Source organism: Methylocaldum sp. GT1TLB (genome assembly GCF_051027445.1).
GTDB lineage: Bacteria > Pseudomonadota > Gammaproteobacteria > Methylococcales > Methylococcaceae > Methylocaldum.
The window spans coordinates 3,347,723-3,373,036 of record NZ_CP194898.1 but is presented as its reverse complement, the minus strand read 5'-3'; the positions used below and the strand labels follow the sequence as shown (position 1 = coordinate 3,373,036).

Sequence of the window (25,314 nt, the reverse complement as noted above, 5' to 3'; positions counted from 1 at the left end):
ACAGCGTTTAAGTCCAATGGACGGTGTGGTGTTCGTACAATGATCGCACGTAGAGAGGCCGGCACCTTTCCGCTGTTCGGATACGAATGATCCACAAAAGCAAAAGTGGACATTCTCGACCCCGGGGATGTCACGCAATGCGCGGCAAAGGAAAGCGGCCTGCTCTTCCCTTGCGGACAAAATCCCGAGCGTTTGTTGCACGATCAGCAGTTTCCCCAATATTTCGGGCTGCGGCTGAAGAACGACCGTTACCGGACTCGTCATAACGCTGTTTCCACCTTCAGGTGGATGATGGAGCCAACTCAAGCTCAGGCAGGAGCGCGGAGTATGCAAGGCAAAGCCGAAAAAAAGGCCGTGCGCTAAGGGTAACGATCATCTTGAAGCCCGGAGCCGGGACAGATATTGCTCGGGTGCTTCGTAATAGGGGTTGTGTAGAATTTGCCCCTGAACGATCATCAGAGGATGCACCCTTAGAATTTCGTACAGATTGGCACCGCCCAGTCGGTTGGCATCGTACTGGCAAATGATGCTGCTAAAAGGGACCTCGTTTACAACGATGTTGAGCATCGACTCGTATTCGAACCACCGCTCCAGCCCAGGATGCTCGTTGCTGGTCCAGCCGGTTTCACCAGTGGCGCGTATTCCCAAAAAGCCTTCATCGATACTCTGCCGATACATCGACCGCCAGGTGTCGATCATCCGTTCCGGCAGAAAGGCCCCGTCGGGGCAATACGTCTTTTCAGCTTGGCTCAAAATGAACTGGCCCGGCCGGAGATGCTCGGGTAAATTAATGCCCAGTCTAGCGATATACTGTTCGAGTTCGTCGCCCGATGACACATCCGCCAGATAGGCGACCTTTTCTCCGGATACCAGACCGCTCTCCACGAATTGCGCCATCGTGCGGGAATGCTCTTCTTCATCGGTGTAGATGTAGCAGAGGTGACTGCCTGAAGGGAGATGCTGATCGGTGAAGCCGAACGCCGCATCCTTTTTTTGCGCGTAACACATAAGCTTTTTCAGGAAATTTCTGTCCGATCTAAATCAATGCTAACCCAAGTCATTTGTCAGAAAAAGACCGCGACCATTTTGTACGTACCGAAGTCGAATAGAGCGAATAACCAACTGAGACAGAGTTGACACCGGAAAGCGCCTATATGTTCCCCACCGCGATCGCCCTTTGTGCTCATTCTTCGAACCGTAGCCAGACCGGGGGCGAACCATGAACAACCCAATCTTCGAACCTTACGCATTAGGGCCTTATACACTGAAGAACCGCATGGTCATGGCGCCGCTGACGCGTTCGCGGGCCGGGCAGCCCGGAAATGTTCCCACCGATCTGAACGCACTTTACTATGCCCAACGCGCATCCGCAGGGCTCATCATTTCCGAGGCTACGCAAGTCTCGCAGCAAGGCCAAGGATACGCGTGGACGCCCGGCATACATAGGCCGGATCAGGTCGTCGGTTGGCGTTCGGTTGCGGAAGCCGTACATCGAGCCGGCGGCCTTATTTTTATGCAGCTATGGCACGTGGGCCGCATTTCTCACCCTGCCTTGCAGCCGGATGGGCAGCTTCCGGTCGCGCCTTCAGCGATTCGGCCATCGGGTACGGCCTTCATCGTCAACGAGCGAGGGGAAGGCGAAATGGTTCCGTTCGTCACTCCCAGAGCGATGGCTATCGAGGAAATGCCCTATATCGTGAAGCAATATGCGCACGGTGCGAGCAATGCCCTCCACGCAGGTTTGGATGGCGTCGAGATCCACGCCGCCAACGGCTACCTGTTGGACCAATTTCTCAACACAAGTTCCAACCACCGCACCGATGAGTACGGCGGACCGGTGGAAAACCGCGCCCGGCTGCTAATGGAAGTGGTGGCGGCCGTCTGTCGGGTATGGGGACCGCAGCGTGTCGGTGTCCGTTTGTCGCCGCTGGGCAGTTTCAACGATATGGGTGATGACGACCCGGAAGCGCTTTTCCGTCACGTCGCGGAACAGTTAAACCGCTTCAATCTCGCTTATCTTCACATTGTCGAGCCAGAAATGGCCCGCGATCCTGCCTCCCCGTCGTTTGATCCGCGGGGACCGGCGATGATGAAGCTGATCCGCGCCAAATACAGCGGTACGCTGATCGTTTGCGGCGGATACGATTACCGCAAGGCTGTCGCGTGTCTTGAGGAAGGGCGGGCGGATTTGGTGGCGTTCGGACGCTTGTTCATCGCCAATCCCGACCTCCCGGAGCGCTTTCGACAGAATGCCGAGCTGAACCCGCCGGATGAATCGACTTACTACGGCGGTGGCGCCAAAGGGTATGTGGATTACCCGACGCTCAAGCAGCTAAGAGGGGAAGAGCCGATGACCGCGATCGGCACAGCGGAGAAAAGCTGAGTGATGAAAATTTCTCTTATCGTCGCCATGGGCGAAAACCGGGTGATCGGCGTGGATAACCGGATGCCCTGGCATTTGTCCGCGGACCTCAAGCGTTTCAAACAGATCACCATGGGAAAGCCTTTGGTCATGGGTCGCCGGACTCACGAGTCCATCGGTCGGCCGCTACCGGGCCGGAAAAATATCGTGCTTACTTCCGATCGGGCGTACGTCGCACCGGGCTGTGTGGTGGTGCATACGCTGAGGGATGCACTCGGCGAGGCGGACGCCGACGAAGTCATGGTCATCGGCGGTTCATCTTTGTATGAGACATTATTGCCGAAGGCGGATCGGCTTTATCTCACGCTCATTCACCGCGAGTTCGTGGGAGATACCTTCTTTCCGGAATTCGAATGGAAGGAATGGTCTGAAATTGAGCGCCTCGACGTGACGGACGATCCGGACAGCGGCCTGAGCTACAGTTTCTTGGTGCTCGAAAGGAAAGCACCGTAATCCGAGCGACGAGGGCGTTTGATCGAGTTCTCTTCCTGCATTTTCGCAGAAAGAGTTCTCGGCTCGCGCCTAGCCTTTTTCTCGCTGCCAGTGCCCGGATTTTCCGCCCGCTTTCTCGAGCAGGCGAACCGACTGAATCGTCATTCCGCGATCCACCGCCTTGCACATGTCGTAGATGGTGAGGAGCGCCACTTGCACCGCGGTCAGCGCTTCCATTTCGACTCCGGTTTGCCCGACGGTTTTGACCGTGGCTTCGCAGCGCACACGGTGGCGTTCCGGCTCCGGTTCGAGGATCACGTCCACACTTGTGATCGCGATCGGATGGCATAGCGGGATCAGCTCCGAGGTCTTCTTGCTGGCCATGATGCCGGCGATACGAGCGATCCCCAGCACATCGCCTTTCTTGTGGCCGCCTTGCAGGATCAACGCCAGGGTTTCGGAACGCATCTCGATATAACCTTCGGCGATCGCCACCCGTTGCGTGGCCGGCTTGCCGCCGACGTCGACCATATGGGCGGCGCCCGATTCGTTGAAATGAGTGAGCTTGCTCATGCTGCGGTAGTCTAAAGCCAAGATGACGCTATTATAGAGCCGCGATAAGCCACGGGGGCAAAGAGAGAATCATGAGCCAAGCCATAGCGGATTTATTCAGACGAATCACTTGTGGTGTCTACGTGATCGGTGTCGCCGCCGATGACCGCTACAACGCTTTTACGGCGGCCTGGGTCATGCCCGTATCCTTCGACCCTTTGCTTTTGGCGTTGAGCATCAATCCCCGTCATTCCTCCTATGAACTGCTCAAGCAAGGGAAATCGTTTTCTGTGAACGTGCTGAGCCGGGAGCAGATGGATGTGGCGAGACATTTCGGAAGTCCGGCCAGCATCGATAAACTCGCTTCGGTGGCCTGGCGCAAAGGGCGCGACGGTACGCCGCTATTGATGGATGCCCTAGCCTGGTTCGAGTGCGAGTTAACCGGAGGATGCCCGGCCGGAGATCATGTGCTGGCGCTTGGCCGGGTAATTGATGGAGCTTTGCTGAAGCCGGATGCAGCACCCCTGACGTACCGGGAGACCGGCGATATGGATGGCGCGGCGGCGATTTTTCCGGATCGTTTTTCCTGAAATGACGCCGCGCGCCCGGACATCAGTAATTCAAAAAGAGGCTGACCGACAATACATGGCTGATTCGGTCGGGAGCCTCGGCTCTCCGGATATATTGATTCATGTAGCCGATTTCGGTCCTGATTTCTTTATTGAAGTTGTAGCCCAATCCTACGAAGAGCCGGTTCTGATCAAGCCCATCGTCCCCGCTCCAGTCGGCTTTGTTGATTCTGACAAACACCTCTTCCCAGCCCACCAGGCTGAAGTCCGGTGCGAAGTCGAGCGGGACCGAAAGTTTTACGAATTGCCGGAAGCGCCAGCCGACATCGCTGCCGGTTTCGGCGAAGCGCTGCTCTAGCCGGGATCGGCTGGTGAAAGTGCCGAATGAAGTAGGCTGTGTCCACAGGAATTGCTGCCAGATACGATTTTCGTCGAAGCGCCGCCCGGTAAACGGCCGATCGGTGAAAATCCAGGCATAGCCCAGCCACACGCTTGCATTGTCGTTGAGCGCGTAACCCAGCGCGGGCCTCACCATGCTTTGTGACAAGCGGGAAGTATCCTCGCCGAAACGCCCCTGGCCTTCCAGCCAATAGCGGAAGCTTTTGAACTTCGGATCAATAAACCCGAAGCCGCCGACGGCGGTGACATTGCCCCAGGTTTGGAAATCTTCGAGCGATTCGGCTGAGGTAACGTGCGGCCCGGACAAAAAAATTGCCGGCAACAGCCAGCGGAGGCGCTGATTCGATCGGTATTTCATCGTCTACCCTGTCTCTTGAAAGCAAGTCGGGTATTATCGGGTCAACACTATCTGCGTCAACCCGTTTTCGCGACGACCTACGGCTTGGTCAGACGTTCCTCCGCATCCCGATATTTTTCGGCCGTTTTGGTAATCACTTCAGGCGGCAAATGAGGAGCGGGAGGCTGTTTGTTCCAGGACAGAGTTTCCAAATAATCCCGTACGAATTGTTTGTCGAAGCTGGGCGGGCTGATGCCGACCCGGTACTGATCCACCGGCCAGAAACGGGACGAATCCGGGGTCAGGGCCTCGTCGATAAGATAGAGCTGGCCGGCATTATCCAAACCGAATTCGAATTTGGTGTCGGCAATGATGATGCCCCGGTCGAGGGCGTAGGCCGCCGCTTCCGTGTAAAGCTTAAGGCTGATGCGTTTGACTTGTTCCGCCAGATCTTTTCCGAGCAATTCGACGGTTTTCTGGAAACTGATATTTTCGTCGTGGCTGCCGAATTCCGCCTTGGTAGACGGTGTGAAAATGGCCTCAGGCAGTTTCTCCGCAAGCCGCAATCCGGGCGGTAGCGCGATGCCGCAAACCGCTCCGGTTTTTTGATAATCCTTCCAGCCCGAGCCGATCAGATAACCGCGTACGACGGCTTCCACCGGAAGGGGCTTGAGTTTCTTGACGACGATTCCCCGCCCTTCGACCTGGGCGCGTTCGGCGGGATCGGAAATGACCCAATCCAGCGTCAGGCCGGACAAATGGTTGGGGACGATATGCTTAAGCCTTCCAAACCAGAAATTGGAAACCGAGGTGAGTACCCGGCCTTTTCCGGGAATGGGATCGGGCAGAATGCAATCGAACGCGGACAGGCGGTCGGTCGTGACGATCAACATGTGATCGTCGTCGATGTCATAAATGTCGCGGACTTTGCCGCGGCCGCGGAGGCTCAAGCTTTTCAGCGAGCTTTCGTATAGGGTGTCCGGGGCGTTCATCATTCCTCTTCGGCAACAGTGGTTGAAACGGACTATGGTTAAGACCCAATCGGCGTCTCCGCAGGCCGTCAAGCACGGACTGCGCCAACGTTGTGGGCTTTATGAATAACCGTCAATCATGTAACTTTGTGGCTTTCACTGCAAGAATAAAAGACCCTTTCAATCATGACTTGGCTCGGCAAGGTCGTCGGCGGGACGTTCGGTTTGTTCATGGGTGGACCGTTATTCGCTATTCTGGGCGCTGCCTTGGGGCACCAGTTCGACCGGGTCATGGGCAATGTCGGTCTGCTGCAAACGGATTTCGTTCCCGGTACACAAAATCGCGTGCAGATGGCCTTTTTCACCGTCACCTTTTCGGTGATGGGGCACATCGCCAAAGCCGACGGACGGGTGTCGGAAGCGGAAATCAAATCCGCTCGGGCCATCATGGATCGGATGGAGCTTTCGGAGGACATGCGCAAAACGGCCATCCGGCTGTTTAACGAAGGTAAGCGCTCCGATTTCCCGCTGGATGACACTTTGGATCAATTTCGAAGCGAATGTCGCCGCCGGTCTTCGCTGCTGCGTCTGTTCATCGAGTTCCAACTGGAGGCGGCCTATGCCGATGGCGTCCTTCATTCAGCGGAGGAACAGCTGCTGCTCCGAATCTGCGACCGGCTTCAGTTTTCCCGCTTCGAGTTTCATGCCGTCAAGGCCCGCATGGAAGCGGAACTGCGCTTTGCCCGCACGGGGAGCCAGTACTCTCAGTGGCGCCGAGAACGAGCCGCGGGCGCGCGCCGACCGTCGGCCGCCGATGCCTATGCCGTTCTGGGCATCACCCCGTCGGCCAGCGACCAAGAAATCAGGCGTGCTTACCGGAGGCTGATGAGCCAGCACCATCCCGACAAATTGGTCGCCAACGGCTTGCCCGAGGAAATGGTCAAACTAGCCACCGAAAAAACCCAGCAAATCAGGAGCGCTTATGACGTTATCGCCAAGGCACGCAAGTTCTGAGCGCTCGCGGCACTTTTCAAACACGTTCTGAGAGGACACGTCATGCCATCTTTCGACATCGTATCGGAAGTCAATCTGCACGAAGTGAGCAATGCGGTCGACCAGGCCAACCGCGAAGTCGGCACACGCTTCGATTTCAAGGGTTCCGACGCCCGTTACGATCTCGCGGAAGCCGTCGTGACCCTGCACGCGCAGAACGAATTCCAGCTTCAGCAGATGCTGGACATCCTGCACACCAAGCTGGCCAAGCGCGGGGTCGATATCGCCTGTCTCAAGATCGATCCGCCTCAGGTTTCCGGCAGGGAGGCGCGTCAGACCGTAACCTTGCGCCAGGGGATCGATTCGACGCTGGCCAAGACTATCGTCAAGCTGATCAAGGACAGCAAACTGAAAGTGCAGGCCGCGATTCAGGGCGAACAGGTCCGAGTGACGGGCAAGAAAAGAGACGATCTGCAAGATGTCATCGCACTGCTGCGCGAGGCCAAGCTGGAATTGCCATTGCAGTACGTCAATTTCCGGGATTGACCGGTTTCGGCGTGGCACGGGGACCGCTCCCGCAGCATTCAGCGCTTGTATGCCAGGCGCGGTCGTGCCCAATTCTGATGTGTGCGAGTGAATCTGCGGTTGTTACCGACCGGCAAGGCCGCCTGCCGACGCGCTTCGTCGGCAGGCGGCTTTCGGCAATCCTTTTGGGATCAGCTTCGTTCCGTTGCGAACGCGGGCTCTTCATCCTGCAGCGATAGCTGACTCGATCGCTGCAACAAGCCGCTGACGACCTGCCAGGCGATCGACAACGCGCCGACGATGAAGACGACATCGCCAAACGTGCGCACCCAGCGCAGCGTCTCGAGGACGGGTTGCTGCAGAAAGGCTTCGCTGCGCGCATACCACAGGCCCTGGCTGACGCTGGCATGGAACTGGAACAGTCCGATAGGTAAGAGACTGGTGGCTATCATCAGCACCAGCCCTGCATTGAGCCACCAGAAGCCCGTCTTCATCAGCCGCTCGCTGAACACCAATTCCGGACGGACATAGCGCAGCACCAGCAGCGTGAAGCCCAGCGCGAGGAAGCCGTACACGCCGAACAGTGCGGCATGGGCGTGCACCGGCGTGGTGTTGAGCCCTTGCACATAGTAGAGCGAAATCGGCGGATTGATCATGAAGCCGAATACGCCCGCGCCCAGCATGTTCCAGAAGGCGACGGCGATGAAACACATCAGCGGCCATTTCAGGTTCGTCATCCACGTCGCGCGATCCTTGAGACGCCAGTTCTCCCAGGCCTCGTAACCGAGCACCACCAGCGGAACCACTTCGAGCGCGCTGAAACTCGCGCCCACGGCCATGATCGGCGTGGTCGTGCCGGAGAAATAGAGGTGATGAAACGTGCCGGGCACGCCGCCGAGCATGAACAGCGAGGCCGAGGCCAGGCTGGCGGTCGTCGCCATGCGCACGGAAACGAGGCCCAGCGTGGAGAAGACGAAGGCCAGCGCCGTGGTGGCGAACACTTCGAAGAAACCTTCGACCCAAAGATGCACCACCCACCAGCGCCAGTACTCCATCACCGACAGGTGCGTGCGCTCGCCGTAGAAAAAGCCGGCGCTGTAAAAGAGGCCGATGGCCACGACCGAGGCGGTGAACAGGGCCAGCAGGTTTTTGTCGCCCGCCCGTTTGAATGCCGGCACGATGCCGCGCAGCATCAGCACCAGCCAGAAGGCGACGCCGACAAACTTGCCGATCTGCCACAGCCGGCCGAGATCCACGTACTCGAACCCTTGATGGCCGAGCCAGAAGTTGAGCTCTTTCGGCATCACCTGCGCGATCGCCAGATAGTTGCCGATGAAAGAACCGAGCACCACGATGACCAGCGCCCAGAACAGGATATCGACGCCGGTCTTCTGATAGGCCGGGTCCTTTCCGCCGTTGATGAGCGGCGCGAGAAACAGGCCGGCCGCCAGAAAGCCCGTGGCGATCCAGAACAAGGCGCTCTGGATATGCCAGGTGCGCGCCAATGAATAAGGCAGCCATCTCGAAATATCGAGGCCGTAGAACTCTTGCCCTTCCACCGTGTAATGCGCGGTGAGACCGCCCAAGAGGACCTGGAAAGAGAACAGCGCGACCACCAGGAACAGATATTTCCCCAAGGCCCGTTGCGAGGGCGTGAGCGCGATCAGGGACAGGGGATCGCGCGCCGGGGCTTTCGGGTCGCTTTCATCGTGCTTCCGCAGGAACGCCCAGCCCCAGATCAGGAAGCCGACGCCGGCCATCATGAAGGCAACGCTGGCGATCGACCACACGATGTTCTCGCCGGTGGGCCGGTTGCCGATCAGCGGTTCGTGCGGCCAGTTGTTGGTATAGGTGGCGCTGGAACCGGGGCGCTCGGTTGCGGCGGCCCATGCGGTCCAGAAGAAAAAGGCCGAGAGGTCGCCACGCCGTTCGGCGCTCGGCAGCGTGGCCTCTTTCATGGCATAGCTTTCGCGGGTGCTCCGTAGCTCGGGCGCATCGCCGAACAGCCGGTCGTAATAAGCGGCAGTCCGTGCGATCGCTTCGGCTCGCTGCGCCGAGACAGTCGCGGTGCCGGTCGCTTCATCGAAGGTATTGTGCCGGTATTCATTCTTCAGGCGCGCCGTCAGTATCGCCTGGCGTTCCCCATCAAGGGCGTCGAAGTTCATGCCGTATTCCGCTTGTGCGGCCAGCTCCAGCCAGTTCGACAGTTCGCGGTGCAGCCAGTCGGCGGTCCAGTCCGGCGCCTGATAAGCGCCATGCCCCCAGATCGAGCCCAGCTGCATGCCGCCCACGGACTGCCAGGCGGTCTGTCCGTCGAGAATGCGGTTCTGGGTGTAAAGCGTCCGACCTTCGTGCGTGATGACGCGCTGCGGAATCGGCGGCGCGCTGCGATAGACTTCGGTGCCGTAATAACCGAGCACGGTGAAGGTCACGGCCAGTACGCCGATCAGCGTAAACCAGAGCTTGCGGTAATTACCCATGAGAGGCCTCCGTTTTATGGACTGGTGTGGCGGTTTCGAAAAGGACGTTGTTCTCGAGATAGATGTTTTCCATCAGGTCTACGCACAGCGCAGCCAGTCCCAGATACAGCGCACGCCAGGTATTGCAGGCGCCGGGCGGCGGGGTGAAGCCATCGGTGAGGCCGTTGAGGCGTTTGAGTGCTTCGCCGTAATGGTCATGCTCCATGCGCATGACCAGAATCAGCGTGCGCGCGAAGGCCCCTTCACCGCGAGCCAAAAGAGGGAACAACACCTGCTCCTCCGTCTGTATGTGACTTTCCAGCGCCTGTTCCAACACACTGAGGTGATCGGCCAGTCCACGCGGGCATGAGGGATGCTCGCCGTGCGTCTGCTCGATCCGGCGCGCCAAGTGGATCAACTCCGGCAGTTGTCGGCGATGCCGTTGGTGAAAACGATCGAGGAGATGCGTGATGAGTTCCGCCGGGGACGCATTCTTCCAATCGGTCGTCTCGGAAGTCTGCTGCTCCTCAAGGCTTTCGAGCTTGTTATCGATCTCCTGTGCTCGCCGCCCTTTGGCTCGGGCCGCTTCGCGGAGACTCTGTCCGTCGGGGCGACGGAATTTCGGTGCGTATTGTTGAAAGATCTGCGTTGTTCCGGCGAGACTGCCCGGAGGTTGGTCGAGTGTGTTCATGATCGGCTCCATTGAGAATTCCAATCTTCCCTTAGCAAGCCGTAGGCCACACAATCTCAATAATAAAATCCGTAACTTAAATAACTGAAGGTATTTTTAACCATAGCGTGTTATGGTTGTTACTACCATATACGGTAAATAACACCATGATTGAGAGCATGCTGGTCGCCGACCTGGCGGCCGACTTGCCGCAGGCTATGCGCTTGCAAAGACTGGTAAGCGCCTTGCGGACACAGTTTCGTTGCGGGGCGGTTGCCCTGCTGCGTTTGGAAGAAGCGCATTTGCGTCCGGTCGCCGTCGACGGCTTGGTACGCGATGCCTTGGGCAGGCGCTTTGCGATGAGCGAGCATCCGCGCCTCGCCGCCATTCTTTCGCGTCGCGAGCTCACGTGCTTCGATCACGACAGCACGCTGCCCGATCCGTACGACGGCCTCATCGAGACGCATGTCGGCGAGCCTCTCCCGGTGCATGACTGCATGGGCATCAGTTTGTACGTGGAAGATCAGCCGTGGGGCGCGGTCACGCTGGACGCCCTGGAAGTCGGCGTGTTCGACGATGCCGCGCGGGACTGTCTGCGCCAATACACGGCGTTGATCGAGGCTTCGATACGGGTGACCCGATTGGAAGCGGAAATCCGTGCGTTGCGCCTCGCTCACGATAAGGAACCCTTCTCGGCATCGCCGTTGGAAGACGACGGCGAGATCGTCGGTCAGAGCCAGGCCATCACTCAATTGTTGCGGGAGCTCGATGTCGTGGCCGATTCCGAACTCCCGGTGCTGTTGTTGGGCGAGACCGGCGTAGGCAAGGAATTGTTCGCGCGTAGGCTGCACCGCCTGTCGCGCCGTCGCGCTCAGCCGCTGGTCCACGTCAATTGCGCGGCCTTGCCCGAATCGCTGGCCGAGAGCGAGCTGTTCGGCCATGCCAAGGGAGCGTTCTCGGGGGCGGCGGTCGAGCGTCCGGGTCGCTTCGAGGCCGCCGAGAACGGCACGCTGTTTCTCGACGAGGTGGGCGAATTGCCGCTCGCGGTTCAGGCAAAGCTCTTGCGCACGCTGCAGAACGGAGAGGTTCAGCGCCTCGGCGAGGATCAACCACGGCATGTGAACGTGCGGGTGATCGCCGCGACCAATCGCAAGCTGCGCGACCAAGTACGTGACGGGGCTTTCAGGGCGGACCTTTATCACCGTCTCTCGGTTTATCCGGTGCACATACCGCCCCTGCGCGAGCGCGACAACGACGTGCTGCTATTGGCGGGCCGCTTTATCGAACTCAATCGCGCACGGCTGGGCTTGCGCAGTCTGCGGCTCGCTCCGGAAGCGGAAACTGCTCTCAGGCAATATCGCTGGCCGGGCAATGTGCGCGAACTGGAGCATGCGATCAGCCGTGCCGCCTTGAAGATCATGAGTCGTGGCGTCGATCGAAACGATATCGTCACCCTGCCCGTCGATTTGCTCGATCTCGACCTCGATCAGTTCGAACCTGGTCCCGATGTGGACTCCACGGCTTCGGTTCACGAACCGGCGGTGGTTTTCACGCTGCGTACGGCGGTTGAGGAAAGCCAACGCCGCTGCATACAGCACGCGCTTCGCTTGTGCGGCGGAAACTGGGCCAAGGCCGCGCGCCAGCTGGACGTGGACCCGAGCAATCTGCACAAGCTCGCGAGGCGGCTAGGTTTAAAGCCGGACGACGTACGAACGGGGCTAAGAGAAAAATGAGAACGTCGCGAGCAGAATGGCGCCGGCGATCACCCAATACCTCGGGCGAACCTTGTCGGCCCACTGCCGCGCGGTGACGAGTTCTTTCAGCCACCACGCCTTGGCAGCCGCGACAATCCCGCCGAGGATCGCCGTGATCTTTCTGACGATGAAGGGCGATAGACCCAGAAAAACCACCAGGCCAAACCAGGCGGTGACCATTTGCGCGCTTCGGGTAGATAGCCCGAAGTGTGTTTCCAGCAGGTGTTCGGACGCGAGCTCCACGACCTCCACGAAAAGATGAAGTCCTTCCAATAGGAAGGCAAAAACAGCATCGCCCTGAAACGCGATGACCAACAGAACCAGGGTGATCAGACTTCTGATCTGAATTTCTTTTCCCATGCTTACCTCGGGTGGATCGAGATGCTTCCGTCAGCATTCCCGGCGCGCATCTCCGAGCGACGATGGCTCGCGGAGATTGCCAAACGGTTGACGGTTTTATTGGGGGATAGCATTAGAGGAGTCCGTGATAGCCATACATCACTCGATTGCAGGTTGCCGTCCCGATTCGGCGCGGCTCGGCCGAGCCGTTCCGGAGACGGTTGCTCCGTAGCGGAGAGCCTGGGCGCGGCACGGTTCGCCTCTAACGAATCATTTTTCGGTACCAGATCGGCCATGGTGATTGCCTCTGCTTGTTGCGTTGCTCAACAGGACAGCGTCGGCGCTTGGTTCTCGTTTCTGCCGGCGCGCTCTCAGTCGGCGATCGATTGGGGGCGCGTGATGTCGGCGTTGTTCGTATATCCCCCGCCCAGGGCTTCGATCAGATCGGTCATGGCCACGAGTTGGTTGGTCTCCAGGCTCTTCAGCACATATTCCTGATTCAGAACCGCGTGCCGGCTCTGGAGTACCGTGCGGCGGTCGTCCAGTCCGGCTTGGAGGCGCGTCTGCGCGAGGTCGAGATCTTCCCGCTGTGAAACCAGGAGACGCAGGTGCGCCTCCAATATGTTGCGCGTCTCGCGCCAGCTGCTCAGGCTGTCTGCGACCTCTTGTATCGCCTGCACCAAGGTGTCGTTGTAGAGCTCGACCGCTCCGTCGTACTCTGCCCGCTGCGCCGACAGCTCGCCACGCAGGCGTCCGCCCTCGAACCAGGGCAGCCTGAGCCCCGGCGCGATCCCGTAAGCGAAACTCGAACCCGAGAACAGAACGTTGGCCAGGGAGCTCGCCCCTTTGGTGGTGAGCCTCAGGGCATTCACGCCGACGAAAGCGGTGAGATCGACCGTGGGCAGAAAGCGCGCCTTGGCCTCTTTGATCCTGTGCGCCGCCGCCTCGGTCCGATGGAGGGCGGCAGCCAGGTCCGGCCGATGCGCGAGCAGGCCTATGGGAAGCCGGGTGGGCAGCGGAATTCTTTCCGGGATGGTCACCGGATTGGCGAACAGTTGGCGGGTTTCGTCCGGGCTGGTACCCATCAGCCGGGCCAGTAGATTCCGCTGCACGTCCAATTGATCCTCGGTACCGGCTTCTCGTTTTTGGGCCGTTTCCAGGGCGATGTTCGCCCGCTTCACCGAGCTGGCAGACGTGAGGCCGCTTTCGAAGCGGGTATCGGCGAGCTCGAGCAGCTCATGACGCAGCTCCACCATTTCCCGGGCCAGATCGAGCTGCCGCTTGAGCGCCGCTCCGCGGAAGTAGGCTCGGGCGATGGCGGTCGTCAACTGCAGACGGACTTCCGCCTGTTCGGCCGCGGTCGCTTCCGCCTCGCCCAGCGCCGCTTCCAGCGCCGCTCGATTCTTTCCCCAGAAATCGAATTCGTAGCGGAGACTTACGGGGTTGATGCTGGCGAAAATGACGTTCGCGCCTGCCGCCTCTTCGCGATTGAGCGCGGCGAATACGCCGTTCTCCGAAATCCGTTCGTTGGCGAACTCCACGTCCGCGTCCAGGAAAGGCAAAAGTCTCGCGCCTTCCACTCGGGCCATGGCCTGCGCCTGGCGCAGCCTCGCCGCCGCTGCCTTGAGGCCGGGATTGTCCTTGAGTGCCACCGCCATGAGACGATTCAGTTCGGGACTATCGAACTGCCGCCACCATCGGTCTTCGGGCCATGCTCTCCTCGGCGTCAGGGGCTCCTTCTCGCGGGCTTCGGATAATCCATGCGCCATGTCGGGGGCGGGCATGAACTCCGCGCGCTTTCCGCCGGGCGGAATCCAGGCACACCCTGCGGCAAGGAGTACGCATCCGACGGCGAGCCCGGCCCAAAGGCTTCGACCTCTAGCAAACGCGGGAGTGGACAAGTTGAAGCGCCAGCTATGCAGGCGCCCTGAGAAAATCACTAGCATCCACTGTCCTCGCAGTAAACTTTTATCGGCGCCCCGGTTTGCCGAAATTGCTCGCGGCACCGGGCCTGTTCATTGGTCACCTGAAGCTGGCGTTTGCGCAGGGTCGTTCGACACGCATTCGGAAAAGTCGGCGATGACCGATTGGACGAGACCGGCCGTGAGTACCTGACGGATTCACACGGGTTGCTGCCGATGGTGAAGCATTCCGGATGACGGGGGGCTTCTCGGGAACGCCAGGCATTAGGCTGCAGGCGGCGAACCCTAGGCACCGTTTCGGCCGGTCCTGTCGGCTAGACAGTGGCAGGATCAGTGCCAATTTGTAACTAACTGAACTAAATGAGAAACTTTCAAACGCAATTCTGAGCAAAATTGTCAGATACAGTCATTTTGACTACATGCACTCGTCAGTCATCAGATAAGTTACTGAGCTACAAACAAATCGTACGAGAAAGACTGACCGACTCATCGTTGTCATTTCGCCACACAAAATGATTTGATTAAGAACGATGTCATTTTTACTCGATACGTTTGGCGATTCGCAGAACGCTCTGCTCGACACTGTCCTGGATTTGACCGCGTGCCTGCCGTCGAGAGAGAGATATACCCGGCTCCTCGCCGCGTTGAGCCGGGTGGTTGGGAACGATGCCTGTGCCTTGTTGCGCTGTCAGGGCGATGTCCTGGTGCCTACCGCCTCCCAAGGACTTAACGCCGAAGTCATGGGCCGGCAGTTCCGGCCCGAAGAGCAGCCACGCCTGGCCGCTGCTCTCGCTTCCCGGAAGCCGGTCCGCTTTCCGGCCGACGATTCGCGGCCGGACCCTTACGACGGGCTGCTGCTCAATGATTCCGGAGGGCGATTGCAGGTCCACTCCTGCGTTGGGTGCGCCCTGTATTCCGAAGATGACTTATTCGGTGTATTAACGGTCGACTCCCTGGCGCCCGGCGCCTTCGACGGGATCGAAGACCGGGTATTCGAGATTTTCGCCTCGATAGCCGCCGTGGCGATGCGCTACGAAACCTTCATCAACGCGCTGGAAGCCTTGGCGAATCATCGCGGGCTGGTCAGCCGGGAACTGGTGCGGGAAGCCTTGCTGCGCGGTGGTCGAATGCTGGGCGAAAGCCCGGTCATGCGGGACCTGAACCGAGAGATCGATATCGTCGCACGGTCCGATCTGACGGTTCTTCTGACGGGGGAAACCGGTGTCGGCAAGGAGGTGGTGGCCCGCACTCTCCACGCGCGTTCGCGGCGCGCCGACCAGCCTCTGGTCCATGTCAATTGTGCTGCGCTTCCGGAGACTCTGGCGGAAAGCGAACTGTTCGGACACGTGCGCGGTGCTTTTAGCGGCGCGAACGCCGACCGATCCGGCAAATTCGAACTCGCGGACGGCGGTACCTTGTTCCTGGATGAAATCGGTGAACTGCCGCTCTCGATTCAGGCGAAGCTGCTACGGGTATTGCAGTTCGGAGAGATTCAGCGCCTGGGATCGGACAAGAATCATCGGGCCGATGTCCGCATCATCGCGGCGACCAATCGTCATTTGGCGGAGGAAGTGAAAGCCGGCCGATTCCGAGCCGATCTTTACCATCGGCTGAGCATCTATCCCTTGCATGTACCTCCGCTCCGGGAGCGGATCGAGGACATACCGTTGCTGGCGGGGCATTTTCTGGATCAGGCACGGGTGCGCCTGGGCCTTGATCGGGTGCAGTTGGCGTCTTCGGCCGTCGAGGCCCTGACACGCTATAGCTGGCCGGGAAACATACGGGAACTCGAGCATGTGATCCTCCGGGCAGCGTTGCGCGCTTCCAGCCGGGGGAGTTCGGTGATGCTCCAGGTCGAAGATCTCGCGATTGGGGGCATGTCGGCGCCAAAGCGAGTGCCAGAGGTCGAGTCGGCCAGCGGCACGTCGCGGTCTCTGGCGGAAGCAGTAGCGGACCTTCAGCGGCAGGAGATACGCGCCGCTTTGGACCGCTCCTCTCAAAACTGGTCGGAAGCTGCGCGGCGGCTGGGACTCGACCGCAGCAATCTGTACCGCCTGGCGAGGCGACTGGGAATCAAGTAGGCCAGCCGTGCAATCGGGTGCGTAGCGGCTTCACCCAAACGGTGAGATCGGTAGCAGGTAGGACGGTCACAATTCATACGGCTTTTCTATTCCTTCTAAGCGGTCAACTGCCGTTTCTAGGACGATGTGCTCGCGCGACCGCATCAGCCTAAATCGCCCCAAATCGCTTGTATCGCCGACAGTGCGGCGAGCACGGCGGTTTCCGTCCGGAGGATACGTGGCCCCAGCCGAACCGGGACGAACCCCGCTTCCCGGGCCAGCACCCGCTCCTTCTCGGCGAAGCCGCCTTCGGGCCCTGAAAGGATGCTTACAAAACCTTCCGGCCGCGGCAGGTCCTTCAGGCCGACCGCGCCTTGCGGGTCGAAAAATAGCCGCAAGCCTTCGAGTCCGACAACCCAATCCTTAAGCTCGATCGGTTCCTCGACCTCGGGTACGCGGTTCCGGCCGCATTGCTCGCAGGCGCTGCGCGTCACTCTCTGCCAGTGCTGGCGCCGGTTTCCGCGTCGCGTATCGTCGAGGCGAACCACGCAATGTTCGGTGAACAAGGGCGTAATTCGGCTCACTCCGAGCTCCACCGCTTTCTGGATGGCGAGATCCATGCGTTCGCCGCGCGAGATGCCGAGGCCGAGGTGAGTGGTGAGCGGCGATTCGACTTCGCGGTTTCGCCCGTCGCCGATTTCCACGTGAACCTCATCGCGTCCTATAGCCGAAACCCGAGCCGAATATTCGCGCCCGTCGCCGTTGAACACGGTCAAGTCGGCCCCTTTTTTGAGCCGAAGCACGGTGCGGAGATAGTGGGCGCTTTCCTCGTCCAGCCGAAGGACCGCGCCTTCTTCGAGCGTTTTCTGAAGATAAAGCCTGGAAACACGCATAGCTAATCTTTCGTTGCGATATCGATGGCTTCGCCCGCGACATCCGCCATGAAACGGATTTGGTCGGGGGTGATGACGTATGGCGGCATGAAATAGATGACGTTGCCCAGAGGACGCAACAACACGCCCCTCGTCAGCCCGTGACGATACACGCGAAGCCCGCGCCGTTCCTGCCAGGGGTAAGGTTCGCGATCGGCCTTGTTCCTGACCAGTTCGATGGCCAGAATCATCCCGGTCTGGCGGACTTCGGCGACGTGCGGATGATCCTCGAACGCCGCGGATTCGGCCATGGCCTGTGCCAGCCGTTTGTTGGCCACCAAAGTGTTTTCCCGCTCGAACAGATCCAGCGTCGCCAGCGCTGCTCGGCAAGCGAGAGCGTTTCCGGTATAGCTGTGCGAATGCAGGAATGCCTTGAGCCTGGCATATTCATCGTAAAAGGCGGCGTAGACCGCCTCGGTGGTCAGCACGCAGGACAGCGGCAGGTACCCGCCCGTCAGCCCTTTAGACAGACACATGAAATCCGGCCGGATATCCGCCTGCTCGCAGGCGAAGAAAGTGCCGGTACGTCCGAAGCCGACGGCGATCTCGTCGGCGATCAGGTGCACGCCGTGGCGGTCGCAGGACTCCCGCAAGAGCTTCAGATAAACGGGGTCGTACATGCGCATGCCGCCCGCGCATTGAACCAGGGGCTCGACGATGACCGCGCAGGCCTCCGCCGCGTGAGCCGCGAGTGTCCGTTCCATCTCGGCGAATTTCCGCCGGGAATAATCCGCCCAGGTTTCGCCCGGCTCCCGGTAATGACAGTCGGGACTCTCGACGGTGATGGGTTTCAGCAAGAGCGGCTCGTAAATTTTCTTGTAAAGCGCCACGTCGCCGACGGCCAAGGCGCCAAGGGTCTCGCCATGATAGCTGTTGCTCAAGGCGATGAAGCGGGTCTTCTCCGGTTTTCCGGCATTCCGCCAGAAATGGAAGCTCATTTTGAGCGCCACCTCGACCGCGGACGAGCCGTTGTCGGCATAGAAACAGCGGGATAGTCCTTTCGGCGCAAGGCCGATCAGCCGTTCGGCCAGCCGGACCGCCGGTTCGTGCGTGAATCCGGCCAAGATTACGTGTTCCAGCGTTTCGAGTTGATCCTTGAGCGCGGCCTTGATGTAAGGGTGGCCGTGGCCGAACAGATTCACCCACCAGGAGCTGATGGCGTCGAGATAACGGTTGCCTGCGAAGTCTTCCAGCCACACCCCCTGCCCGCGCTTGATCGGTATCGGCGGCAGGGCTTCGTGGTCCTTCATCTGAGTGCAGGGGTGCCAGAGGACGGCGAGGTCGCGGCTGGACCAGTCGTGGTTGTTCATGGTCGAATACAGGAATCAAGTGAAAATGGCGTTGATCGCATAGGAGATACAGTCGTGAGCCGGCCTCATACTCTGATGACTCCGAATCCTTACGAACGCTTGCTCGCGCTGCCGGAAAACCTGGTGGGCGAAGTGCTCGACGGCGAGCTGTATACCCAGCCCCGCCCCGCCGGGCGCCACGCCGCGGCGGAGTCCGGTCTGCAGAGCAAAATCGGTGGGCCATTCCGCTACGGCGACCCCGGCGGGTGGTGGATCCTGGTGGAACCGGAAGTCCACTTCGTTCGTGACACCGAAGTCGCCGTGCCCGATCTCGCCGGCTGGCGGCGGGAACGGATGCCGACGCTGCCCGAAGACCACCGTTTCGAAGTGGTACCGGACTGGGTGTGCGAAATTCTTTCGCCCTCGACCGAGCAGAAGGACCGTGCCCGAAAGCTGCCATTGTACGCCCGTTACGGGGTTTCCTACGCCTGGCTGGTCGACCCTCTGGTACATACCCTGGAAGCCTTCGCGTTGCGCGAGGAAGGCTGGTTGCTCATCGCAACACTCAAGGACGACGATCCGGTCAAGGTTCCGCCCTTCGACGCTATCACCTTCTCGCTGGCGGATTTGTGGGCGTGAGGCTCAATCCGCCGCAATCCCCATATTCCTCCAAATCCCCAACACCGCCTCGGCACGATTCAGCGTGTAGAAATGCAGTCCTGGCGCGCCCTGCTCCAACAGCCGTCGGCACAGGTCGGTCACCACTTCCAGCCCGAAGGCGCGGATCGATTTGCGGTCATCGCCGAACACCTCGAGCCGTTTCCGTATCCAACGCGGGATATCCGCTCCGCAGGCGTCGGAAAACCGGGCCAGTTGCGTGTAATTGGAGATCGGCATGATGCCGGGCACGATGGGAATGTCGATGCCCATTTTTTCGCAGTCGTCGACGAAGCGGAAATAGGCTTCGGGATTGTAAAAATACTGGGTAATGGCGCTGTCGGCGCCGGCCTCGACCTTGCGCTTGAAGTTGCGCAAATCGGCCTCCATGCTGGCCGCCTGGGGATGCATTTCCGGGTAGGCCGCCACTTCGATGTGGAAGTGATCGCCTGTTTCCCGACGGATGAATTCCACCAGTTCGTTGGCGTAACGGAATTCTCCCGGTGACAGCATGCCGGAGGGCATGTCCCCGCGCAGCGCGACGATATGCCGGATGCCCTGATTTTTATAGGCTTCCAGAACCTCCCGCACGCTAGTCTTGGTGGACGCGATGCACGAGATATGAGGAGCCGCCTCGATGCCGGTATTCCGCTGGATTTCGACCACCGTCTCGAAGGTCTTCTCCCGCGTCGTCCCGCCCGCGCCGAACGTCACAGAACAGAATTTCGGCTTGAGCGCGGCCAGTTTCGCCAGGTTCGTGCGGAAAGCGTCTTCCGCTTCATGATTCTTCGGCGGGAAGAATTCCAGGCTGAAGATTCTCGGATATTTTTTTTGCGATTCCATGGGAGTCATCGTATCTCAGATAGAAGAAATCCTGCACAAGGCAGGATTTCTTCGTGGTCAGAACGGTAAGCGTAGGGCAAACGGTTTTCTACCCTATTTGCTGCCTCGCAGGATCAATACCGGTAATGATCCGGTTTGTACGGACCGTCCACCGGTACGCCGATGTACGCCGCCTGTTCCGGCGTCAACTGCGTGAGCTGTGCGCCGATCTTCTTGAGATGCAGGCGCGCCACGTGCTCGTCCAGATGTTTCGGCAGCACATAAACCTTGTTCTGGTACTTGTTGCCATGGCAGAACAGCTCGATCTGGGCCAAGGTCTGGTTGGTGAACGAGTTCGACATGACGAAGCTCGGATGACCCGTGGCGCAGCCGAGGTTCACCAAGCGCCCTTCGGCCAGCAGGATGATGCGCTTGCCGTCCGGAAAGATGACGTGGTCGACCTGCGGCTTGATGTTTTCCCAGGTGTACTTCCTGAGACTCGCGACCTCGATTTCCGAGTCGAAATGGCCGATGTTGCAGACGATGGCGTTGTTCTTCATCTTTGCCATGTGATCATGGCTGATGACGCCAACGTTGCCGGTGGCGGTGACGAAGATGTCGCCCTTGTCGCACGCGTCGTCCATGGTGACCACGCGGTAGCCTTCCATCGCCGCCTGCAAGGCGCAGATCGGATCGATTTCGGTGACCCATACGGTGGCGCCGAGGCCACGGAACGCTTGGGCGCAGCCCTTGCCCACGTCGCCGTAGCCGAGGACCACGCAGATCTTGCCCGCAATCATCACGTCGGTGGCGCGCTTGATGCCGTCCACCAGCGATTCGCGGCAGCCGTACAAATTGTCGAACTTGGACTTGGTCACCGAATCATTGACGTTGATCGCCGGGAACGGCAAGCGGCCTTCCTGCTCCATCAGGTACAGGCGGTGTACGCCGGTGGTGGTTTCCTCGGTCACGCCCTTGATGTTGGCGAGCACTTTCGAATACCAGCCCGGCTGGGAAGCCAGACGCTTCTTGATGGCGGCGAACAGTACCTCTTCCTCTTCGCACGTCGGCTTGTCCAGGAGCGAGGGGTTCTTTTCGGCGCGAGAACCCAGCGTGATCAGCAGGGTCGCGTCACCGCCGTCGTCGAGAATCATGTTCGGCGTGCCGCCGTCGTGCCACTCGAAGATGCGGTGAGTGAATTCCCAGTATTCTTCCAGGGATTCGCCCTTGTAGGCGAACACCGGGATGCCGGCGGCGGCGATGCCCGCAGCGGCGTGGTCCTGGGTGGAGAAGATATTGCAGGACGCCCAGCGCACTTCCGCGCCCAGAGCCACCAGGGTCTCGATCAATACGGCGGTCTGAATGGTCATGTGCAGACTGCCGGCGACGCGGGCGCCCTTGAGCGGTTGCAGTGCGCGATACTCCTCGCGCACCGCCATCAGGCCCGGCATTTCGGTTTCGGCGATGGCGATTTCCTTGCGGCCCCAGTCGGCCAGGGAAATATCGGCGACGCGATAGTCGTTGGATGAATCAGGATTTGCGACAGCGTTCATGTTTCATGCTCCTCATTGCGTGAATTTCTCCACCGGCCACAAACACTGGTCAGGTGTCCCGACCAGCGGAGATGAACCGAGCGCCGTTGACATAACAGTTGCGCCGACCGAGCCTGGCGGATGTCCCGTCGCAGCGCTCCTCAGCCCGCACAACACCGCCTCACCCGGCGGCCGGGTAAAACATTACAGAGCGGATAAGCCGGCCGCTTCGCGCAGTGCCTCGGCCTTGTCGGTCTTCTCCCAGGTAAACGTGTCCTCGGTGCGGCCGAAATGTCCGTAAGCGGCCGTGGGGCGATAAATCGGCTGCAGAAGATCCAGCATGCGGATCAGCCCCTTCGGCCGCAGATCGAAATACTCGCGCACCAGCTGCACCAGGCGTTCCTCGGCGATGACCCCCGTGCCGAAAGTATTGACGCTGATGGAGGTCGGCTCGGCCACCCCGATGGCATAGGACACCTGAATTTCGCAGCGTTCGGCCAAACCTGCGGCGACGATGTTCTTGGCCACGTAGCGGCCCATGTACGCCGCCGAGCGGTCCACCTTGGACGGGTCCTTGCCGCTGAATGCGCCGCCGCCGTGCCGTGCCATGCCGCCGTAGGAATCGACGATGATCTTGCGGCCGGTCAGTCCGCAGTCGCCGACCGGACCGCCGATGACGAACTTGCCGGTGGGGTTGATGAAGTACTTGGTGTCCTTGTGCAGCCATTCTTTCGGAAGGACGTGGAGGATAATTTCGTCCATCACCGCCTCACGCAGGATTTTCGGATCGATATCCGGTGAGTGTTGGGTGGACAGAACCACGGCATCGATGGCGACCGGCTTGTTGTCCTCGTAGCGGAAGGTCACCTGGCTCTTGGCGTCAGGACGCAGCCAGGGCAGAAATTTCTTTTTTCTCACTTCCGCCTGGCGCTGCACCAGCCGGTGGGCGTAAGTGATGGGAGCCGGCATCAACACATCGGTCTCGTTGGACGCGTAACCGAACATCAGGCCCTGATCGCCGGCTCCTTGTTCGTGGTCGTCGGATTCGTCGACGCCCATGGCGATGTCGGGCGACTGTTTACCGATGGCCGTGAGCACCGCGCAGCTTTCCCAGTCGAACCCGATCGACGGATCGTCGTAGCCGATTTCGCGCACGACCTGGCGTACCAGCGTCTCGGTATCCACCCAGGCCGATGTGGTAACTTCGCCCGCCAAAATCACCATTCCGGTCTTGACCAAGGTTTCGACGGCCACTCTGGCCCTCGGGTCTTGTCTCAGCATTTCGTCCAGAACGGCATCGGAGACTTGATCGGCGATCTTGTCCGGATGGCCTTCGGAAACGGATTCGGAAGTAAAGATAAAGTTGTTGCTCACAGTATGACCTTCCTTAAAAACGGTGATTACGAGCGGGCTTAAAAGCCCGCCATTATAGGGTAATGGGATAGACCGACCAAATTTTTGCGGCAAAAGTCAATGGGCATCCGGCGCAGTCTCAAATCACCCGGAAAACCGCATTCAGCCCGAGCAGCAGAAAGCTAAACGGAATCGATGCTAACAGAAGAAACAAGGAGACGACGAGGCCGGCGCGAATGCCGATCGGTCGTCCAGTCCGATCGAAGCGGACGCCAAAGCCGTAAAGAGCACCGAGCATCTGTGATGCCACCGCGATTACAAAAATCAGGATATACCGTTCTTCCAGGCGAAATGCATGCGCCAGTATGTCGCTCGACACCGTGAGCATCAGCGGTGCGTAAACCACGGCGGACGGCAAGGCGAGGCCGTAAGCGCGGGGGAGCGTCAGGCGGATTCCGACCGTTCGTCGCACCGCGAACCGCAATGCCGCCATCCACGGAAGATTGATGATGAGGTAAATCAGGACCAGCCTGGAAAAATCGTCGACCGAGTACGCGGACGGGCGGAGTACGAGATCGACTGAAAGATACAGTAAAGGGTGAGCCTTAAAAAGCAAAGGGTTCACGGTTTTATGCCCAAAAATTAGACATCATCCAGGAAATAGCCTATTTGATGGCTGATCTTGCCGGGAATGTCGCATCATATCGTCCACAGTTCCTTACCAACCGGCCGACCAGCAAACATTGCTATAATCCCGCAGTTTTACCTCAGCTAAAGGAGTATCCGACCCCATGTCTTTGATGAAAGTCAGTTCCGGCAAGAGCGTTCCGAACGACATCAACGTGGTCATCGAAATCCCGGCGTACAGCGATCCGGTGAAGTATGAGATCGATAAAGAAACCGGAGCGCTTTTCGTCGACCGCTTCATGGGCACGGCGATGCAATATCCCTGCAATTACGGTTACGTTCCGCACACTTTGTCGGAAGACGGCGACCCCGTGGACGTGCTGGTGGTCGCTCCCTGGAAACTATTGAGCGGATCGGTGGTTCGCTGCCGGCCGATCGGTCTATTGAAAATGACCGACGAAGCCGGCGGCGACTGCAAGATTATCGCGGTTCCCCACGACAAATTGACCCCGCTTTACAGCAAGGTCAACTCCTTCCGCGACATTCCCGACAGTCTGCTCGCCCAAATCGCACACTTCTTCGAGCACTATAAGGACCTGGAACCCGGCAAATGGGTCAAGATCGACGGCTGGTACGACGGCGAGGAAGCGAAGCAGGAAATCACCAGCAGCATCGAACGTTACAACTCGGCCAAGAAAAAGCCGAATTTCTGATCAGTCTCCGACCGAGAGCCCGTCCTCCCATCAAACGTCGTAATCCATGCTGAGCTACCGCCACGGCTTTCACGCCGGCAATCATGCCGATGTATTCAAACATCTGGTTTTGACCCTGCTAGTCCGCTCGCTGCTGCGCAAGGAAAAGCCGTTTTTCTATCTGGACACCCATGCCGCGGCCGGGCGTTACGATCTCGGCTCGGCGATAGCCCGCAAGAATCGCGAGTACAAAACCGGCATCGGTCCATTGTGGGAGGTTAAAGACGCGCCCGAGGCGATCCTGAACTATCTCGGAGCCGCGCGAGCTTTGAATTCCGACGGCAAACTTCGCTTTTATCCCGGCTCGCCGCGTATCGTCCGGCACTATCTGCGTCCGGGCGATCGGATGGCGCTTTCCGAACTTCATCCCAACGAAGTCAAGGTACTCGGCGAGGAATTCGCCGGCGACAAGCAAGTCAAGATCCATCATCTCGACGCCTATCAGGCGCTCAAGGCGTTGCTGCCGCCTTCCGAACGGCGGGGCCTGGTGCTGATCGATCCGGCCTTTGAGCTCAAAGACGAGTGGCGGCGTCTGCTGGACGCCGTGAAGGAGGCTTATCGGCGTTGGGCGACCGGTATTTTTGCAGTCTGGTATCCGATCCAGGATCGCGCCACGGCGGACGATTTTCTACGCCGTTTCAAGAAATCCGGCATCCGCAAGGTATTGGTCGCGGAATTCTCGATCCTCGACCCTGACGAAACCCTCCGCCTGAACGGCAGCGGCATGGTCATCATCAACCCGCCCTGGAAACTGGAAGAGGAACTGCGCAGTCTGTTGCCTTGGCTGTGGGAAAAACTGGCGGTGGATGGCCAAGGGACGTGGCGGGTGGAGTGGCTGGTTGGAGAGTGAGCCAAGGGCGAAATATCGTGCACCGTATGCAGACGTTCCATTCGGCGCATTACGTCAACGCTAATGCGTCCTACGCGGTCCATTGGGCGGTCAGGT

General features: G+C 59.4%; 25 protein-coding genes and 1 riboswitch. Of the genes, 11 read left to right on the top strand and 14 right to left on the bottom strand.

Annotation, left to right across the window (positions count from 1 at the left end):
- Nucleotides 1-105: 105 nt before the first annotated feature.
- Nucleotides 106-363 (top strand): hypothetical protein, encoded by a 258-nt coding sequence (locus tag ACR2R1_RS14670; protein ID WP_168175318.1) that lies wholly within the window; start codon nt 106-108, stop codon nt 361-363.
- Nucleotides 364-372: 9 nt separating this feature from the next.
- Here the strand turns inward: ACR2R1_RS14670 and ACR2R1_RS14665 are convergent, their stop codons facing one another.
- Nucleotides 373-1,008: an MEDS domain-containing protein gene (locus ACR2R1_RS14665; protein WP_077728206.1), complete on the bottom strand. Its 636-nt coding sequence runs from the start codon at nt 1,006-1,008 to the stop codon at nt 373-375.
- 211 nt (nt 1,009-1,219) lie between these two features.
- Here ACR2R1_RS14665 and ACR2R1_RS14660 point away from each other — a divergent pair, with 211 nt between their 5' ends.
- Both ACR2R1_RS14660 and ACR2R1_RS14655 read left to right on the top strand, forming a co-directional pair.
- Nucleotides 1,220-2,383 (top strand): alkene reductase, encoded by a 1,164-nt coding sequence (locus tag ACR2R1_RS14660; RefSeq protein ID WP_077728205.1) that lies wholly within the window; start codon nt 1,220-1,222, stop codon nt 2,381-2,383.
- 3 nt (nt 2,384-2,386) lie between these two features.
- The gene (locus ACR2R1_RS14655; RefSeq protein WP_077728204.1) at nt 2,387-2,875 is read left to right on the top strand and encodes a dihydrofolate reductase; all 489 of its coding nucleotides are present in this window, start codon (nt 2,387-2,389) and stop codon (nt 2,873-2,875) included.
- Between the two features lie 69 nt (nt 2,876-2,944).
- On the opposite strand, the gene moaC is transcribed toward ACR2R1_RS14655, so the two are convergent.
- On the bottom strand, nt 2,945-3,427 hold the full coding sequence (moaC, locus tag ACR2R1_RS14650) for a cyclic pyranopterin monophosphate synthase MoaC (protein ID WP_077728203.1): 483 nt from the start codon (nt 3,425-3,427) through the stop codon (nt 2,945-2,947).
- A 71-nt stretch (nt 3,428-3,498) separates the two neighbouring features.
- Here moaC and ACR2R1_RS14645 point away from each other — a divergent pair, with 71 nt between their 5' ends.
- Nucleotides 3,499-3,996 (top strand): flavin reductase family protein, encoded by a 498-nt coding sequence (locus ACR2R1_RS14645; RefSeq protein WP_077728202.1) that lies wholly within the window; start codon nt 3,499-3,501, stop codon nt 3,994-3,996.
- Between the two features lie 22 nt (nt 3,997-4,018).
- On the opposite strand, the gene ACR2R1_RS14640 is transcribed toward ACR2R1_RS14645, so the two are convergent.
- Entirely contained in the window at nt 4,019-4,732 is a 714-nt protein-coding gene (locus ACR2R1_RS14640) for a DUF2490 domain-containing protein (RefSeq protein ID WP_077728201.1), read from the bottom strand.
- 77 nt (nt 4,733-4,809) lie between these two features.
- The gene (locus ACR2R1_RS14635; RefSeq protein ID WP_434114246.1) at nt 4,810-5,703 is read right to left on the bottom strand and encodes a phosphoribosylaminoimidazolesuccinocarboxamide synthase; all 894 of its coding nucleotides are present in this window, start codon (nt 5,701-5,703) and stop codon (nt 4,810-4,812) included.
- 165 nt (nt 5,704-5,868) lie between these two features.
- On the opposite strand from ACR2R1_RS14635, the gene djlA reads away from it, so the two are divergent.
- Both djlA and ACR2R1_RS14625 read left to right on the top strand, forming a co-directional pair.
- On the top strand, nt 5,869-6,696 hold the full coding sequence (gene djlA / locus ACR2R1_RS14630) for a co-chaperone DjlA (protein ID WP_347257688.1): 828 nt from the start codon (nt 5,869-5,871) through the stop codon (nt 6,694-6,696).
- Between the two features lie 42 nt (nt 6,697-6,738).
- On the top strand, nt 6,739-7,221 hold the full coding sequence (locus tag ACR2R1_RS14625) for a YajQ family cyclic di-GMP-binding protein (protein ID WP_347257687.1): 483 nt from the start codon (nt 6,739-6,741) through the stop codon (nt 7,219-7,221).
- 170 nt (nt 7,222-7,391) lie between these two features.
- Here the strand turns inward: ACR2R1_RS14625 and ACR2R1_RS14620 are convergent, their stop codons facing one another.
- Both ACR2R1_RS14620 and ACR2R1_RS14615 read right to left on the bottom strand, forming a co-directional pair.
- Nucleotides 7,392-9,680, bottom strand: coding sequence for a nitric-oxide reductase large subunit (locus tag ACR2R1_RS14620; protein ID WP_434110680.1), 2,289 nt, complete (start codon nt 9,678-9,680; stop codon nt 7,392-7,394).
- Nucleotides 9,673-10,350, bottom strand: a complete 678-nt coding sequence (locus ACR2R1_RS14615) for a hemerythrin domain-containing protein (protein WP_434110678.1) — start codon at nt 10,348-10,350, stop codon at nt 9,673-9,675. The genes ACR2R1_RS14620 and ACR2R1_RS14615 overlap by 8 nt, the downstream gene beginning before the upstream one ends.
- A gap of 146 nt (nt 10,351-10,496) precedes the next feature.
- Between ACR2R1_RS14615 and norR (ACR2R1_RS14610) the strand changes: the two genes are divergently transcribed.
- The gene (gene norR / locus ACR2R1_RS14610) at nt 10,497-12,062 is read left to right on the top strand and encodes a nitric oxide reductase transcriptional regulator NorR (protein WP_347257685.1); all 1,566 of its coding nucleotides are present in this window, start codon (nt 10,497-10,499) and stop codon (nt 12,060-12,062) included.
- Here norR (ACR2R1_RS14610) and ACR2R1_RS14605 read toward each other — a convergent pair.
- Entirely contained in the window at nt 12,048-12,443 is a 396-nt protein-coding gene (locus tag ACR2R1_RS14605) for a hypothetical protein (RefSeq protein ID WP_077728196.1), read from the bottom strand. The genes norR (ACR2R1_RS14610) and ACR2R1_RS14605 overlap by 15 nt on opposite strands.
- Before the next feature lie 350 nt (nt 12,444-12,793).
- Nucleotides 12,794-14,368: an efflux transporter outer membrane subunit gene (locus tag ACR2R1_RS14600; RefSeq protein ID WP_156879939.1), complete on the bottom strand. Its 1,575-nt coding sequence runs from the start codon at nt 14,366-14,368 to the stop codon at nt 12,794-12,796.
- 506 nt (nt 14,369-14,874) lie between these two features.
- On the opposite strand from ACR2R1_RS14600, the gene norR (ACR2R1_RS14595) reads away from it, so the two are divergent.
- On the top strand, nt 14,875-16,425 hold the full coding sequence (norR, locus tag ACR2R1_RS14595; RefSeq protein WP_077728194.1) for a nitric oxide reductase transcriptional regulator NorR: 1,551 nt from the start codon (nt 14,875-14,877) through the stop codon (nt 16,423-16,425).
- A 143-nt stretch (nt 16,426-16,568) separates the two neighbouring features.
- Here norR (ACR2R1_RS14595) and ACR2R1_RS14590 read toward each other — a convergent pair whose 3' ends face one another.
- Together ACR2R1_RS14590 and ACR2R1_RS14585 are read right to left on the bottom strand one after the other, a co-directional pair.
- Nucleotides 16,569-17,297, bottom strand: coding sequence for a 16S rRNA (uracil(1498)-N(3))-methyltransferase (locus tag ACR2R1_RS14590; protein WP_434110672.1), 729 nt, complete (start codon nt 17,295-17,297; stop codon nt 16,569-16,571).
- Between the two features lie 2 nt (nt 17,298-17,299).
- A complete protein-coding gene (locus tag ACR2R1_RS14585) occupies nt 17,300-18,646 on the bottom strand; it encodes an adenosylmethionine--8-amino-7-oxononanoate transaminase (protein WP_434110669.1) in 1,347 nt (448 codons plus the stop codon).
- A 75-nt stretch (nt 18,647-18,721) separates the two neighbouring features.
- On the opposite strand from ACR2R1_RS14585, the gene ACR2R1_RS14580 reads away from it, so the two are divergent.
- Entirely contained in the window at nt 18,722-19,264 is a 543-nt protein-coding gene (locus ACR2R1_RS14580; RefSeq protein WP_077728191.1) for a Uma2 family endonuclease, read from the top strand.
- A gap of 3 nt (nt 19,265-19,267) precedes the next feature.
- Here ACR2R1_RS14580 and metF read toward each other — a convergent pair whose 3' ends face one another.
- From metF to ACR2R1_RS14560, 4 genes are all read right to left on the bottom strand, one after another.
- The gene (gene metF / locus ACR2R1_RS14575; protein WP_077728190.1) at nt 19,268-20,125 is read right to left on the bottom strand and encodes a methylenetetrahydrofolate reductase [NAD(P)H]; all 858 of its coding nucleotides are present in this window, start codon (nt 20,123-20,125) and stop codon (nt 19,268-19,270) included.
- Nucleotides 20,126-20,238: 113 nt separating this feature from the next.
- On the bottom strand, nt 20,239-21,657 hold the full coding sequence (gene ahcY, locus ACR2R1_RS14570; RefSeq protein ID WP_077728189.1) for an adenosylhomocysteinase: 1,419 nt from the start codon (nt 21,655-21,657) through the stop codon (nt 20,239-20,241).
- A 71-nt stretch (nt 21,658-21,728) separates the two neighbouring features.
- A riboswitch (S-adenosyl-L-homocysteine riboswitch) is annotated at nt 21,729-21,805 on the bottom strand.
- 35 nt (nt 21,806-21,840) lie between these two features.
- On the bottom strand, nt 21,841-23,010 hold the full coding sequence (gene metK, locus ACR2R1_RS14565) for a methionine adenosyltransferase (RefSeq protein WP_086134422.1): 1,170 nt from the start codon (nt 23,008-23,010) through the stop codon (nt 21,841-21,843).
- Between the two features lie 118 nt (nt 23,011-23,128).
- On the bottom strand, nt 23,129-23,614 hold the full coding sequence (locus tag ACR2R1_RS14560; RefSeq protein WP_139841090.1) for a hypothetical protein: 486 nt from the start codon (nt 23,612-23,614) through the stop codon (nt 23,129-23,131).
- Between the two features lie 166 nt (nt 23,615-23,780).
- Here ACR2R1_RS14560 and ppa point away from each other — a divergent pair, with 166 nt between their 5' ends.
- On the top strand, nt 23,781-24,329 hold the full coding sequence (gene ppa / locus ACR2R1_RS14555) for an inorganic diphosphatase (protein ID WP_077728186.1): 549 nt from the start codon (nt 23,781-23,783) through the stop codon (nt 24,327-24,329).
- Between the two features lie 46 nt (nt 24,330-24,375).
- Nucleotides 24,376-25,218 carry a 23S rRNA (adenine(2030)-N(6))-methyltransferase RlmJ gene (locus tag ACR2R1_RS14550; protein WP_086134420.1) on the top strand — a complete coding sequence of 281 codons (843 nt, stop codon included), beginning with the start codon at nt 24,376-24,378 and terminating at the stop codon, nt 25,216-25,218.
- The last annotated feature ends 96 nt before the right edge of the window (nt 25,219-25,314 follow it).